Below are 15241 nucleotides of genomic sequence, written 5' to 3' on the forward strand. Positions count from 1 at the left end.
GGGTTGCGGCATCAGATCTGATGCCGTGCCATCCCCCAGACATGCACCGCCCGTCCCGATCTGTCAAAGGTTGCCGATGGCACTTGGGTCCAGTGGTCCGCCGCTCCCGTCAGACCCCGCAATCACCCTTGTAGGCAATCTCGCTCGAAGCGCCGTTGCGCGATACCTTGATCGTCCCCGAGAACGCCGTGCTCTCATAGCCTTGGGCCCCTTTGAGGGTTTTCATCTCGACCACATAGGGAACCGCGTCATGGGACGTGTAGGTCCGGGCCAGCCCGCCATCGATCTTTTGAGCGCCGGTCTGGGCCAGTTGCTTGAGTTGTCCGTCAAGCCGCATGAATGGCGTATCGAGCGGGTCGGCCCCATCCTCGCCGGGAAGATTGGAAAACAGCACCCACCGCCAGCTGTCAGGATCATTGTAATCAAAAGAGTGATCAGCCCGCATGAAGGAACAGTAGCTGTCGATATAGACCCAAACGATATCGTCTATCCGCGGCGCGCCATCCTGGGCGTCGGCCTGTCCCGACTGCAGCCCGCCGACAAGGATCGCTGCTCCGGCAATAATCATCTGCCTCATGAAACTCTCCCCATTCATGATCAAACCTAAACAATGCTACCGGGCGCAGTCAGTTTCGGGAAGCCTCGCCAAACATCTCCCGGATGATCTTGCCAGCATTACGCGCCTCGAATTCGGATTCACGCACCAGCGCATCAAAATGCTCCGTCAACGCGGCTACCTGTCGGCTGTCGCGATAAACCAGGTAGAATTGCCCGACATAGACCGCCGCAAGCAACCGCCCGAACACCGAGATTGGTGCCGAGAAAATCTTCTTGGCATCGTAGAAATAGAGCCTCAGTGACGGATAGAGCAGGTCACACCGCTCGGCCATGAAGTCGAGCTGTTCGGCACGGACATCAGCGCTGAGGCCCTGCCAGTATCCCTCACCCCGCGCCAGCGACCTGATCTTGTCCACCGAGACACAGATTTCATAATCCGAACCCGGCGCCCGCAGCCAGGCGGTGGTCTCGCGCATGACACCGCGCGCCTGTTCCGGCGTCTTGTCGAGAAAAGCGGCATATTCCCATTCCAGCACCGCTTCCGTTTTCAAAATATCGGGAAGCGTTGCCGGGACGTGCCGGATCTTGTGACCGGCGGCTTCCTGGTGCCATGCAATGATCTGCTCGTCCGCCGGCGTCCGCTGCGCCGTCGCCATCCTGAAATTCGCCGACAGCACTTCCGCCGCCGATTCGGGCCGGTCAGACAGACCCAGCAGCCAGTCGGCACTCACCCCCAGCGCCTCCGCGCATTCGGCAGCCAGATGCGCATTCGGCAGCCGCAGCTCGTCACCCGCCAGCAATTGCGCAATCGTCGACCGGTCGACGCCTGCGGTCCGTGCCAGCGCGCTGCGGCTCATCCCGGTCAGCGTCAGTCGGGCAGCCAGACGGTTGCGAAAAAGCTCTGCGCGTTCATTCTTGTGCATTGATGATAATTCGCACGTCTGGTGTTTTTTATCAACAAATGCTTGTTTTCGTCGCGAAGACACAGAATTCCGCGCAAATGCCGAAGCCGTTAGAAAGAGCGCATCCAAGCAACACCAACCGGACACGATCGCAGACCATGGACTCCAATCTCAGAACCATCACGAAAGCAGTCACCTGGCAGATCATCGGCCTGCTGACGACAAGCTTGATCGCATGGTTCCAGACCGGCTCTGTCATCACCGCACTCACCTTCGCCCTCTCCACCTCCGCCTCAGGTTTTGCATTCTTTTTCCTGCATGAGCGGATCTGGTCACGCGTCAGCTGGGGCCTTGCTCGCCGCCAGGCCTGAGGCTGCGGGGAGTTGACCGAAGCCGTCCGGTAACAGCTTCCAGCCCGACCAGAACATCCGGTGGATTCGTGTTAATGGTCCGTTCGGGTTGATGCATCTGTCAACTCCGCTATCATTTTAGGCAAAGCTAACGCCAAAAGAATGCTGCGGTCGAAACGGCAGCACCCGAACAGGAAACTTCATGCCCCCGATCTGCCGCCCGCTGCTGAAGAGCGCTGCCCTCGTCCTTTTCACCCTCATACTTGCTGCCGTGCCACTGACCACTTCGGCCTGGGCGCAGTCGCCGCTGACCACCACTACAAGCGAAACAGCTGGAACGACAGACGAGGTGATCAAGCCGTTGCTCGACGTCCTCAAGGACGATGCTGCGCGCGAAAAACTCATCCAGTCCCTGCAGCAAAGCTCCACAGGGGAACCTGCAAATTCAGACGCGAACGATTCGGCTGCTGAAACCACGGTGGCCAACCAGCTCGCCGGAATAACGAAGAACGCAATCGACGAAGCACTGACCATCGGCCAAAGGTTTATCAACGATATTTCGGGACTAACCACCCTGTTTGACGGGCGGTCCAATCTCGACTGGGGTCAGATCGCAGGCATGCTGACGCCGCTGTTGGCAACTGTGGCAGTCTCGTTCTTACTATATTTCTTCGCCAAGAGGCTCCTGCGAGCAGGACTTGCAAGGATTTCGGCACGCTTCCGAAATCGCGGCATTTTTGCCGCGCTGGCGCTCGTGGTGATGTATTTCCTGTCTGAAATCCTTTCGCTGGCGATCGCCTATTTTGCAGCAAGCGCCTTGGCTGCAACCTTGTTCGGCACCCTCGGCGTTTCGATCTACCAGACGCTTTATCTCAATGCCTTTCTGGTCCTGGGCGTCACCGCCATCATCATCCGTGTGGTCACCGGGATCGTCGATGGCGAATATGCTGTTCTGCGACTGACGCCATCGGTGCGGAAAATGCTGCGCCAGCGCGGCATCGCGCTTTCCGGCATTCTGATTTACGGCATAGCCTTCGTGGTGCCGGTGGCCAACAGCCTGATCTCGTACACCGTCGGCCGAAGCCTGCGCGTGGTGGTCTACAGCATTGCCGCAATCTATGCCGTGCGTGCGATCCGGGCGATCTCAAACCTGCAACAAACGCTCGCAAAATTGCCCGACGAAGAGCCAACCGAAGAGGGCGACGCCGCCGTTGAAGAGGCTTTGCCCGAACCGGTGCAATCAGCCTTCATGCAGATCTGGCCACTGATTGCCTACGGCTATGTGGCCGTCAGCTATGTGATTGCTCTTTCACGGCCCGCACTGTTTGTCGATTTTGTCGGCGGAGCGACACTGAAGACCGCACTGGCGCTTATTGTCGGCGGGCTTGTGCTGCGCGCCTGTGGCTATCTGTCAACGCTGAGCGTCCACACACCAGCCTTCCTGCCGCTTGACAGCCAGGCGCTCTCCACACGGCTGACATCCTTCATCCCGGTCCTTCTCAGGGTGGTCTGGCTGCTGGTCAGCATCGCCATCCTAGCCGTGGTGCTCGACGCCTGGGCGATCCTTGATGTCGGCGGCTGGATCGACGGCGAACGCGGCAGCGCCATGATCGCCGGTTTGATGAGCAGCCTGATCGTGGTGATCGTCTGCGTCATCCTCTGGGCAGCCTCCTCGTCCTGGATCGACTACCGGATGGAGAGCGGTCACGGCTCGGCCTTGCTCAGTGCCCGATATCGCACGCTTTATTCATTGCTCAAGAACGCGCTGACCGTCGCCCTCGTGGTGTTCGGCGGCATGATCGCCCTGTCGGAATTAGGCATCGATATCGGCCCATTGCTGGCCGGCGCAGGTGTCCTCGGCCTCGCCATCGGCTTTGGTGCGCAGAAGCTGGTGCAGGACATCATCAGCGGGGTTTTCATCCAGCTCGAGAACGCCATGAATGTCGGCGACGTGGTCGGCGCCGGCGGAATCACCGGTGTGGTCGAGCGGCTGACCCTGCGTTCGGTGTCGCTGCGCGACCTGTCAGGCGTCTACCACATCATTCCATTCAGCTCTGTGGACTCGGTGTCGAACTACATGCGCATCTTCTCCTACCATGTCGAGGAGGTCGGCATCGCCTACAAGGAGAATGTCACCGACGGCAAGGATGCGATGCAGGAGGCCTTCGACCGGCTCATGGAGACCGAGCACAAACCCGACATCCTGGCGCCGCTGGAAATGCATGGCGTCACCGGCCTGGGCGACAGCGCCGTGCTGATCCGCGCACGGATCAAGACCGCCCCCGGCAAGCAATTCGGCCTCGGCCGCGCCTATACGGAACTGGTCAAGCAGGTGATGGATGAACGCGGTATCGAGATCCCGTTCCCGCACACGACCTTCTTTCTGGGTCGCGACAAGGACGGCAAGACTGACGAGTTTCCCATAAAGATGGATGCCTTGCCGCCTCAGGCAGAGGAAAATGGGACCGATAAATGATCGCTCCCACACACGCCCGGGCATCTTTATCACCGACATGAATGCTGTTTTCGAACTGCGATCAGACGTTGTCTGCCTCAAGCTTCAAAGAAAACTCTACGGATCAATGTCCACCTGAACCAGCGTTTACGCCTTGGGCTCGCGGCCAAACCAATCCAGGAAGCCAAGCCGCTCCAGCAGGATCGTGCAGACAAACCAGATGCCGCCAGAGCATTTGGAACGCCAATGCCGCCTGCAAGCTAAGCTGTCAAACTGATCAATCTCACGCGATCCAGCTGAGCCACCAAAGCGCGCTTGACATGTAGTACAACATCGCACTATATAGTGCAATATTGTACTATTAAAGGATCACAACATGTCCCTGTCTCGTCGTAAAATGCTCTCCATCATTGGTGGGGGAACGATTGTCGCAGCCGCTGGAGGCGCCGGTGCGTTTCTAACCACACGCACCCCGAAGAAGGCGCTCGCGCCCTGGTCTGCAGCCGGAACCTATTCCGATCCGCGCCGCAACGCGCTGTCGCATGCGTTGCTCGCTCCCAACCCTCACAACCGTCAGCCCTGGCTGGTTGATCTGGACACGCCCGAAGTCATTGATCTCTATCGTGACAAGAGCAAGGACCTGCCCCATACCGATCCGTTCTCGCGGCAACTGACCATCGGCATGGGCTGCTTCATCGAATTGATGGTGATGGCAGCAGCACAAACCGGTCATGCCGTGGAGCTTGCCCTTTTCCCCGATGGTGAGGACGGCCCCGTCGCAAGGGCGCACCTTGTCGAAAGCGGCGCCGAACCCGATCCGCTCTTTGCCGCTGTCCAGCACAGGCGTTCCTGCAAGGAGCCTTTCGAAGCCCGACCGGTCACGCCTGAACATGCAGCCTTGCTGGAACCGTTTGCGGACTTGATCACTGCCCCCGAAAAGGTCTCGGAACTCATCGAGCTGACCTGGTCTGCGTGGAAAGTCGAGGTTGAGACACCCCGCACATACAAGGAGAGTGTGGATCTGATGCGGATCGGCAAGGCCGAAATCAACGCACAGCCGGACGGTATCGATCTCGGCGGTCCGTTTCTGAGTTCGCTCGCGCTGCTGGGCCAGCTTTCACGCGAAGGACAGCTCGATCAGACATCATCCCAGTATACCCAAGGCGTTGCGGTCTATGAGGAGATGCTGCACGCAACACCGGCCTATGCGGCGCTCACAAGTGCGAGCAACCAACGCACCGACCAGATCGAGGCCGGTCGTCGCTGGCTGCGCCTTAATCTCGCCGCCACGACCCACGGGCTGGCGCTTCACCCCGTCAGCCAGTGCCTGCAGGAATATCCGGAGATGCGTCACCACTACGACCGGGCTCATGAACTTCTTGCACCAGAAGGCCATACGGTTCAAATGCTAGGCAGACTGGGCTATGGACCGACGACACCACACTCGCCACGCTGGCCTCTGGAGGCGAAGATCATTGACACCTGACGAACGGACACCGCTCTATTTTCGCCTCTTCAACGAGATCGGAATCATCAACCAGTTGTCGACGGCGGTTCTCGAAAGCCGCTTGCCCGAAGGGCTGCTGGCCCCGCATTTCTCGGTCCTCAACCATCTCGTGAGGGTCGAGGACGGCCGCACGCCGCTGGAAATGGCCAAGGCCTTCCAGGTCCCCAAAACGACCATGACCCATCAGGTATCCGTGCTGGAGCGCCGCGGCCTTGTCTCCCAGGCGCCCAACCCAGACGATGGACGCTCGAAGCGGGTCTGGCTAACCGACGAAGGCCGGTCTTTGCGCGAAAGCATCGTGCACGGATTTGGCGACATCATCGACCGCTGGTCAGAGGTCATCAGCGTCGAGGAGGCTGCCGATCTGGTGCCCCAACTCGAACGCATCCGCAAATATCTCGACGCGGCACGGTCAACCGATATTTAGAGCCGATCATCGGCTCTGGTTTGGCTTGGGTTGACGCCTGGGAAACCACCAAACTCGACCGTTTTACACCCCTTCATCTGAGCGTCCGCCCGACAAGAATTCCAACAAGCCTGATACCCGTCTGAAGAATTTCATCCCGAAAAGTCGGGAACAGCCGTGCATCCAACGCAACTGATCGCGCAAATTTCCGTACCGAAACGCCTTGCTACCCGCCCCTCACAAAAAGCTGGGTGGATCTATATTCACCTGAACCGAGCCCTACGCCTTAGGCCAGTAAGGTGTGGGGGCAGACACGGGGAATGGGCTCGGGACACAAGGGCCTGCAGCGTCAGATGGCCGGCGCGCGCCATTTTGGAACTCAGCCAGCAGATTGCCATGGGGTATATCGACATTGACGCCTCGAAGCAATTCAGTCATCTGCGCCAAATGCTGTTCGGTTAGAGCCCGAACTCAAATCGAAAACCCGCATTGGATTTCTTGTGACAAGTGAGATTACAACCGGCCACAAGCACAATCTGCTTGGCAGTATTTGGATGATCGCTGCGATGGCCTTCTTTGCCATCGAAGACGCATTTATCAAAGCAGTCTCTGAGACCCTGCCCGTCGGTGAGATCCTTGTCATCTTTGGTCTGGGCGGGGCTTTGCTTTTTGCGTGCCTGGCACGCTACAAGAAACAAGCCCTCTTCAGTCGCGAGGTCGTTTCACGCCCGATGCTGGTTCGCGTGGTCTTCGAGATCATCGGCCGTTTGTTCTACGTGCTCGCCCTTGCCTTGATCCCGTTGTCTGCAGCTACCGTGATCCTGCAGGCGACCCCGCTTGTCGTGGTTGCAAGCGCAGCATTGGTGTTTGGCGAGAAGGTCGGATGGCGCAGGTGGACCGCAATTGCCCTCGGCATGATCGGAGTTCTGATCATTCTGAAGCCTGGAACGGATAGTTTCAGCGTGCTGTCGATTCTGGCCGTCATCGGAATGATCGGCTTTGCAGGACGGGATCTCGCCAGTCGCGCGGCTCCTGCCAAGGTCAGCACCATGATCCTTGGACTCTACGGCTTTCTGTCCATCGTCATTGCCGGGGTGTTGTTCTCAGTCTGGCAAGCCGCACCTTTTGTCAAACCGGATATCGAGACTTCGCTGTATCTTCTGGGCGCCATGATCATGGGCGTTACCGCCTATTCGTGCTTGATGAAAGCAATGCGCACCGGCGAGGTCTCCGCGGTCACCCCGTTCCGATATACACGCCTGCTATTCGGAATTGCCTTGGGGATGGTGTTGTTTGGCGAGAAGCTGAGTTCTTCGATGATCGCCGGGTCTTGCCTGATTGTTGTTTCAGGTCTTTTCATTCTTTGGCGTGGAAAGCAGGTCCGCGCGTCAAGACAGGTTCCCTAAAGCGTGGTCCGAAGAGTGGGAACCGGTTTTCGGAGAAAGCACGCGACAAAACACAAACCTGATGCACGTTGCATGAATACGATTCAGTGCAACGAGCTTTAAGACGGCAATGCCGTTGGATGGGCTGGCACAGCCACTACAAAAAGCTCTGCGGATCGATATCCACCTGCACCTGAATCGAGCCCCGCACCTTTGGCCCCTGCGCCAGCATCTGCCTTATGAACCCCTGCATGTCCTTGCCACGCGCGCCATGCACCAGCAGACGGAACCTGTAGCGTCCGCGGATCAGCGCCAGCGGCGCCTCCGCCGGGCCGAGCACCATGATGCCGGGGATGGTAGGGGCCGCGACGCGCAGGGCACGTGCATGGCCCTCGGCCTCGGGCCGGGTGGCGGCCGAAATGATCACGGAAGCCAGCCGCCCGAACGGCGGCAGCGCGGCGCGATTCCGTTCATCGGTCTCCCGCTCGTAGAACGCTTCCGGTTCGCCCGACGCCAAGGCCTGCATCACAGGGTGCTGCGGCTGGAAGGTCTGGATCAGGCCCAGGCTCTTGCGCCCGGACCGCCCGGCACGACCTGTCACCTGCGACAGCAGCTGGTAGGTCCGTTCGGCAGCGCGCGGATCGCCGTTCGACAGGCCCAGGTCGGCGTCAACCACGCCCACCAGCGTCATCAACGGAAAATTGTGCCCCTTGGCCACCAGCTGCGTGCCGATCACGATATCGGCCTCGCCCTTGGCGATCGCCTCAAGCTCGATCCTGAGCCGCCGCGTGCCGCCCACCATGTCGGACGACAGCACGATGACACGCGCATCGGGGAAATGCTTGTCCGCTTCCTCGGCGATCCGCTCGATCCCCGGCCCACAGGCGGTGAGATGATCGAGCGCCCCGCAGGACGGACATGCCTGCGGCGTCGGCTCGTTATGGCCGCAATGGTGGCACTGCAATTGCCCGCGAAACCGGTGCTCGACCAGCCAGCTTGAACAGTCCGGACATTCGAACCGGTGCCCGCAGACCCGGCACAGCGTCAAGGGCGCATAGCCACGGCGGTTGAGAAACAGGAGCGACTGTTCCTTGCGTTCCAGCGTCTCGGCCATCGCCTTGAGCAGCAGCGGCGACAAGAACCCGCCTCGCCCTGGTGGATGCCGCCTGAGATCCACCAGCTTCAGATCCGGCAACCCGGCATCGGCATAGCGGCTCGGCAGCAGCAAATGGCTGTAGCGGCCCTGCTGCGCATTGACCCGGGTCTCGATCGAAGGCGTCGCCGAGGCAAGAACCACCGGAATATCGGCCAGCCGCGCCCGCACCACCGCCATGTCGCGTGCATTGTAGAACACGCGGTCTTCCTGCTTGTAGGCCGGGTCGTGCTCTTCATCGACGATGATCAGGCCAAGATCCTTGAACGGCAGAAACAGCGCCGAGCGCGCACCGGCGACCACGCTCACGCGCGCCTCAGCCGTCTGCCGCCAGACCTTTTCGCGCGTTCTGGGCGCAAGTTCCGAATGCCATTCCGCCGGCCGCGCCCCGAAGCGCGCGTGAAACCGGTCGAGAAAGGCGGATGTCAGCGAGATTTCCGGCAGCAGGATCAGCACCTGCCGGCCTTGTCGCACGGCTTCCGCGATCGCCTCGAAATAGACCTCGGTCTTGCCAGACCCGGTGACCCCATCAAGCAGCGTCACGCCGAATCCGCCCTTGGCAACGCTCACACGCAACGCATCCGCCGCCTCGGCCTGTTCAGCCTCCAGCACCGCCGGTTTGTATTCAGGGTCAGGTGCTGGAACCACCGGCGGCGGCGGCAATCTCACCGGCTCGAACACGCCCTGGGCTGACAATCCGTCGATCACGCTCGGCGTCACGCCTGCCGCATGGGCAAGCCCGCTCTTGGTCCAGGCCAGACCGTTGTCAGCCTGCTCAAGCACCCGTTCGCGCGCCGCCGTCAGCCTCTCGGGCCGGGCGCTGGTCAGCTGCAACGCATCGATCATCGGCTCGGGATCAAACGCCGCCGGCGCTCTCAACGCCATCCGCGCCACCAGTCCCGGGGGCGACAGCGTGTAGGCAGAAACCCAGTCGATGAACCGACGCATCGGCTCGACAATCGGCGGGCAGTCAAACACCTGGGTCACTTCGCGCAACTTGTCGGGATTGATCACATCCGCCGGGCCATCCCAGACGATGCCTGCCACCAGCCGCGGCCCGAGCGGCACCTGGACGATCTGTCCCGGGCTCGCATCCACGCCCTCGGCCAGCGCATAGGAATAGGCCCGCTCTGCCGGCATCGGAATGAGCACGGGAACAACTTTGCGCGGGAACAGCCCGCCTGCATTTTGTCGCGAATCTTTGTTCATGTGGCGTGACCTTGCCCCCGCTTTGGGCTAAAGGGAACCCAGATTTGTACTTTGGCGCGCTGGATCAGTCCGGCTTGCGCAATTCGGGAGTGTGAAATGAAATTCTTTGTCGATACTGCTGACGTCAGCGAAATCAGGGAACTCAACGACCTGGGCCTGATTGATGGCGTCACCACCAATCCTTCGCTTATCATGAAATCCGGCCGTGACATCCGCGAAGTCACCAAGGAAATCTGCTCGATCGTAGACGGCCCGGTTTCCGCCGAAGTGGCTGCGACCGACTATGAGACGATCATGAAGGAAGCAGCGGTTCTGGCCAAGATCGCAGACAACATCTGCATCAAGCTGCCCTTGACGCTTGACGGCCTCAAGGCCTGCCGGGCGCTGACATCGGACGGCCACATGACCAATGTGACGCTCTGCTTCTCCGCCAACCAGGCCCTGCTTGCCGCAAAGGCCGGCGCCAGCTTCATCTCGCCCTTTATCGGACGGCTCGACGATATGGGCATTGAGGGCATGGACCTGATCCGCGAGATCCGTCAGATCTACGACAACTACGGTTTTGACACCGAAATTCTCGCCGCCTCGATCCGCACCGTGGGTCACGTCAAGGAAGCAGCCCTGATCGGCGCCGATGTCGCCACCATCCCGGCCTCTACCATCAAGGCGCTGGTCAAGCACCCGCTCACCGACAAGGGCCTGGACGCCTTCCTCGCCGACTGGAAGAAGACCGGCCAGACGATTGCGTAATCAGAGACGCTGATTCAAACAGACTTCAACGGCCCGGTCATCCCGGGCCGTTTTTGCGAGCGCAATTGATTAAAAACTCAGAATCGCGGGCTTCCCCCGATCCTCTCAGATACCAACATTTCAGAAAATCACGCCGTCCGTCAGCGGCTCAGGCCGCCTGCGACCAGCCCTTCGGTGCAGCTTCGAACACCCGGTCCGGGTCAGCCGCAAGGCCATGCACGGTGTGATACTCGAGCGCCTTGACCGCTTCCGCCGGATCACCGTCCAGCGCATCCGGCATAATAGGCTCGCCAACCGTAAAGCGGAACGTGTGGTGCTTCTTGTTGAGAAGCTCGTGAAACACCGTCATGTCGCGCAATTCGGTCGAATGCTTAGACAACCAGTAGAACAGCCCTGAATTGCGGGCCGAGATATTGACCGGGATCACCGGCAGATCATGCCGCCGCGCCAGCGTCACCGCCGAGGCCTTCCATGGCCTTTCGGTCAGCTTGCCCTCGTTCCAGAAGGCGATCCGGCCCGATGGAAACAGCACCGTCGCCTTGCCGTCCTGAACCGCACGATTGGTCAGCTGCAGTGTCTCGCGGGTCTTGTCGCGGCTCTTGTAGTCATCGCGCCATTCCACCGGAATGATGATTTCATTGAACCGCGGGCTCACACGCACCGCGTCGCGATTGGCGAAAATCATCATGTCGGGCCGGTGGCGGCTGAGAAAATCAAACATCGCCACGCCGTCGGCTATGCCGGTCGGATGATTGGCCACAAGCAGAAAGCCGCCCTTCTTGGGGATCCTGTCCTCGCGCCGGGACTGGATTTCAAGCTTGAGAATGTCGCTGATATGCTGAAACGCGCCGTGGCCGGACATCGATCCGATTGCATCGGCCATCCTCACGGCCGCGCCATATTTCAGCGTGGCATAGAGAAACGGCCGCATCACCGGCCAGGCAGGATGTTCAACCAGGCGACCGCCGCGCTCGGCAATCAGCCGATCGATGATATGGCCGGGCCGACCATGGGCCAATACCTGCAACCGGTCTGAAATCTCAGCCACATACGCCATGGATTCGACCCTCTTTAGTCCAATTGGTAAAACCTATGGCAACAGATTGTGATACCATGATGACATCAGCCAATCGCATCTGTTTACCCCCCGCTAAGGCCACCATGCTATAGTCCGACCACGTTTTCGCCGCAAGTCCGGCAGCGAAGTCTCGCCGCCTGAGATGCCCGGCACACAGTCCACAATGACGGACCCATCATGCAGCAACCACTTGTAATCGCAGCACCTGACGTCATCGCCGAGCAGCAGCACTGGCTCAACCAGCTGACCGATGAGCGGCGTCTGTCGCCCAAGACGGCGGATGCCTATGAGCGCGACTTGCGCCAGTTTCTGAGCTTTCTGACCACACATCTGGCTGGACCGCCGCGGATTGCCGATCTCGCCGATCTGCGCCCGCTCGACCTTCGCGCCTTCATGGCTGAGCGCCGACGCGGCGGAGCGGGCGCAAGAACGCTTGGACGTGGCCTTGCCGGCATCCGCTCATTTCTGCGTCATCTCGAGCGCAAGGGCATGGCCAATGCCGCCGGCGCCTCGGCAACACGGGCTCCGCGTCAGCCCAAATCGCTGCCAAAACCACTCAGCGCCCGCGATGCCATGCGCGTGGTCGATGCCGATCTTCAACTTTCCGACGAGCCATGGATCTCCGCCCGCTCCGCCGCTGTGCTGACCCTGCTCTACGGCTGCGGCCTGCGCATTTCCGAAGCCCTGTCGCTGACCGTCAACGATCTGCCGCGCGACGGCGAAACACTGAGAATTACCGGCAAGGGCGGCAAGACCCGGATCGTTCCGCTTCTGCCCGTTGCCAGAGAAGCAATCAGCGAGTACCGCAAGCTCTGCCCCTACTCTCCAGATCCGGACACGCCTGTGTTCCGCGGCGCGCGCGGCGGGCCGTTGCAGCCGGCCATCGTGCAGAAGGAAATGCGCCGTTTGCGCGGTGCACTCGACCTGCCAGAAACCGCCACACCGCATGCACTCAGGCATTCCTTCGCCACGCATTTGCTGGCCGGCGGCGGCGATCTCCGCACCATCCAGGAGCTGCTCGGCCATGCGAGCCTCTCGACCACGCAGGTCTATACCGCTGTCGACGCCAGCCGGCTGATTGACATCTACGATCGCGCCCACCCGAGAGCATAATCAAGGACTTGGTCCAGCCAATAAGCCCGCCACCCCTTGCATTGGGGTGGCTATTCTGGTCGAAACCAGTGGTCACCACGTCCGATCAAGGCCCAGCATCCAACGAAAGAGCCATGTCAGCATCTGATATTCTCCCAATCATCCTCCGGTTTGCGGTGATTTCCGCGGTTATCTATTTTCTGATCGCGTTCGGATTGATTCTCTCCCAGAGCGCCTCGGAGTCCATCTCCGGCGAAACGATCGATTTTTCAGGTCAGTCCGGCAGCGCGAGCCCCGATCCGGCGCCACTTCAGACCTATCAGGCGCGTGACGGCGCAACGCTGAGCTACCGCCACTACGGCAGCGGCAATTCAGATGCACCCCTGCTGATCTTCATTCACGGCTCTGGCTGGCACGGCGGTGCATATGACGCATTGGCCCGCAACATTGCCGAGAAATCAGGCATCGAGGTCGCCCTGCCGGACCTGCGCGGCCACGGGCCCTCACCGCAAACGCGCGGCGACGTCGCCTATATCGGCCAGCTCGAGGATGACATCACTGATCTGGCTGCAGCCCTGCGCAAACCCGGCCAGAAGCTGGTGCTCGCGGGACATTCAAGCGGCGGCGGTCTGGTGATTCGCTATGCCGGAAGCGCGCAGGGCTCGACGCTGGACGGCGCGGTGATGCTGGCGCCGTTCCTCAAGTACAACGCGCCCACCACACGTCCCAATTCCGGCGGCTGGGCCCGGCCACTCACCCGCCGCATCATCGGTTTGTCCATGCTCAATGCCGTGGGGATCAAGGCGCTCAACGGCCTCACCGCGATCCAGTTCAACTTTCCGGACGCGGTTCTCGAAGGAGCCGAGGGCAAAACCGCGACCGCAAGCTACAGCTACCGCCTGAACACATCCTATGCGCCACGCAGCGACTACCTCGCGGACATCGCAGCCCTGCCACCATTCCTGCTGATTGCCGGCAGCGATGACGAATCTTTCATCGCTCCGGCCTATGAACCGCTGATGAAAACCGCAAATCCGAACGGCCAGTATCAGTTGCTCGACGGACAATCCCATCTCGGGGTCATCTCGGATGATCGAACCGCGGGCTTGATTACCGGTTTTCTTGAGGCGCTGCCCGGCACCAGGTAGGCCGGACTGCGTTCAAGCCGGGCAAGGCCTTGGGTTAACACCGTGGTTACCACAGTTAGAATTTTGGTGGAGGTTAACCGGATTGTCAGATGCCAGGCACTACTAATGACAGGTTAGATCCAGAAGGAACGGCCTGCCATGCATCACCAGCACGTTTTGTCTCGCTTTAGGACCACATGTGCCCGATTTCCAAATCTGGTCTTCGGCGTGGCGGTTTCGCTGCCTTTCGCACTTCTGATACTGCTTGTAGCGGGTCTTGTCTGGGGAACCGGCCAGGCCAGGGCCGAAGATGGACCCGGCTGCGGCGGTGTCAGCCTGGTGAAAGCACTGGCTGCCTCCAATCCGCAGAAACTGGCCGAGGTGCGGGCAAAGGCCAGCGGCACCCGCAACGGCAGCGGTCTTTTGTGGAAAGTCGAGAAAGACGGCATCGCCCCTTCCTTTCTGTTCGGGACAATGCATGTCACGGACCCGCGGGTAACAAAGCTGCCGGCAGCCGCCCAGAAAGCATTTGACGCCGCCGGAACAGTGGTGATCGAGACGGTTGAAATCCTCGATCCCGCCAAGGCACAGGCGTTGCTGCTGTCAAAGCCGGAACTCACCATGTTCACCGACGAAACCACGCTGACATCGCTTCTTGACGAGGATGAGACGAAGCTGATCGAGGCGGAACTGTCACGCCGCGGCATCCCGCTTGCTGCAGTCTCCAGGATGAAACCGTGGATGATCGCTGGCATCGTAGCCCTGCCTGCCTGCGAAATGGCCCGCAAGACGCTTGGCGTTGAGTTCCTGGATATCAGGATCGCCAAGACAGCCAAGACGGAAGGCAAGGAACTGCTCGGGCTGGAAAGCATCGGCGAGCAGATGGCTGCTATGGCCGATCTGCCGATGGAGTTCCACGTCCGCGGTCTGATCGAAACCATCAAACTCGCCGATCTGATGCCTGACATCATGGCGACCATGACCGACCTGTACCTCAAGGGCGAAATCGCCCAGATCATGCCGGTTATCCTGGCAGCAGGGCCTCAGGACATGGAAAGCGACACCAGCGGCTACGCCGCCTTCGAGGAGCGGATTGTGCGCATGCGCAACCATGTCATGGCCGAGCGCGCCACACCGATCCTGGACGCAGGCAACGCCTTCATTGCAATCGGAGCGCTGCATCTGCCGGGCGAAGAAGGCGTGGTGGCCCTGCTGCAGGACGCCGGATACACTGTAAAACTGGTAAAATGAGCCATCTGCCGCGTGCTC

At 60.3% G+C, this 15241-nt stretch carries 13 protein-coding genes; 9 read left to right on the top strand and 4 right to left on the bottom strand.

The window, feature by feature from the left end:
• Positions 1–109: 109 nt before the first annotated feature.
• Positions 110–577 (bottom strand): hypothetical protein, encoded by a 468-nt coding sequence (locus tag WNZ14_RS02740; RefSeq protein ID WP_342867068.1) that lies wholly within the window; start codon positions 575–577, stop codon positions 110–112.
• Between the two features lie 49 nt (positions 578–626).
• Positions 627–1481, bottom strand: coding sequence for a helix-turn-helix transcriptional regulator (locus WNZ14_RS02745; protein ID WP_342867069.1), 855 nt, complete (start codon positions 1479–1481; stop codon positions 627–629).
• A gap of 137 nt (positions 1482–1618) precedes the next feature.
• On the opposite strand from WNZ14_RS02745, the gene WNZ14_RS02750 reads away from it, so the two are divergent.
• The 5 genes from WNZ14_RS02750 (at position 1619) to WNZ14_RS02770 (ending at position 7584) form a co-directional block, all read left to right on the top strand.
• Positions 1619–1831: a DUF2061 domain-containing protein gene (locus tag WNZ14_RS02750; protein WP_342867070.1), complete on the top strand. Its 213-nt coding sequence runs from the start codon at positions 1619–1621 to the stop codon at positions 1829–1831.
• Positions 1832–2012: 181 nt separating this feature from the next.
• Positions 2013–4286: a mechanosensitive ion channel domain-containing protein gene (locus WNZ14_RS02755; RefSeq protein ID WP_342867071.1), complete on the top strand. Its 2274-nt coding sequence runs from the start codon at positions 2013–2015 to the stop codon at positions 4284–4286.
• A gap of 355 nt (positions 4287–4641) precedes the next feature.
• Positions 4642–5751: a twin-arginine translocation pathway signal protein gene (locus WNZ14_RS02760; RefSeq protein WP_342867072.1), complete on the top strand. Its 1110-nt coding sequence runs from the start codon at positions 4642–4644 to the stop codon at positions 5749–5751.
• Positions 5741–6199, top strand: coding sequence for a MarR family transcriptional regulator (locus tag WNZ14_RS02765; protein WP_342867073.1), 459 nt, complete (start codon positions 5741–5743; stop codon positions 6197–6199). Before WNZ14_RS02760 ends, WNZ14_RS02765 begins: the two co-directional genes overlap by 11 nt.
• 479 nt (positions 6200–6678) lie before the next feature.
• Positions 6679–7584, top strand: coding sequence for a DMT family transporter (locus WNZ14_RS02770; RefSeq protein ID WP_342867074.1), 906 nt, complete (start codon positions 6679–6681; stop codon positions 7582–7584).
• Positions 7585–7720: 136 nt separating this feature from the next.
• Here WNZ14_RS02770 and WNZ14_RS02775 read toward each other — a convergent pair whose 3' ends face one another.
• A complete protein-coding gene (locus WNZ14_RS02775; RefSeq protein ID WP_342867075.1) occupies positions 7721–9925 on the bottom strand; it encodes a primosomal protein N' in 2205 nt (734 codons plus the stop codon).
• A 96-nt stretch (positions 9926–10021) separates the two neighbouring features.
• Here WNZ14_RS02775 and fsa point away from each other — a divergent pair, with 96 nt between their 5' ends.
• Complete coding sequence (fsa, locus tag WNZ14_RS02780; protein ID WP_342867076.1) at positions 10022–10675, top strand: fructose-6-phosphate aldolase; 654 nt, start codon at positions 10022–10024, stop codon at positions 10673–10675.
• Positions 10676–10823: 148 nt separating this feature from the next.
• Here the strand turns inward: fsa and WNZ14_RS02785 are convergent, their stop codons facing one another.
• Complete coding sequence (locus WNZ14_RS02785) at positions 10824–11732, bottom strand: 1-acyl-sn-glycerol-3-phosphate acyltransferase (RefSeq protein WP_342867077.1); 909 nt, start codon at positions 11730–11732, stop codon at positions 10824–10826.
• Between the two features lie 198 nt (positions 11733–11930).
• Here WNZ14_RS02785 and WNZ14_RS02790 point away from each other — a divergent pair, with 198 nt between their 5' ends.
• The 3 genes from WNZ14_RS02790 to WNZ14_RS02800 all read left to right on the top strand — a co-directional run bounded on the left by WNZ14_RS02790 (position 11931) and on the right by WNZ14_RS02800 (position 15223).
• On the top strand, positions 11931–12866 hold the full coding sequence (locus tag WNZ14_RS02790) for a tyrosine recombinase XerC (protein ID WP_342867078.1): 936 nt from the start codon (positions 11931–11933) through the stop codon (positions 12864–12866).
• Positions 12867–12979: 113 nt separating this feature from the next.
• Positions 12980–13993, top strand: a complete 1014-nt coding sequence (locus WNZ14_RS02795) for an alpha/beta fold hydrolase (protein WP_342867079.1) — start codon at positions 12980–12982, stop codon at positions 13991–13993.
• Between the two features lie 138 nt (positions 13994–14131).
• On the top strand, positions 14132–15223 hold the full coding sequence (locus tag WNZ14_RS02800) for a TraB/GumN family protein (RefSeq protein WP_342867080.1): 1092 nt from the start codon (positions 14132–14134) through the stop codon (positions 15221–15223).
• The last annotated feature ends 18 nt before the right edge of the window (positions 15224–15241 follow it).

Origin of the sequence: Hoeflea sp. AS60 (assembly GCF_038900115.1) — a bacterium.
GTDB lineage: Bacteria > Pseudomonadota > Alphaproteobacteria > Rhizobiales > Rhizobiaceae > Hoeflea.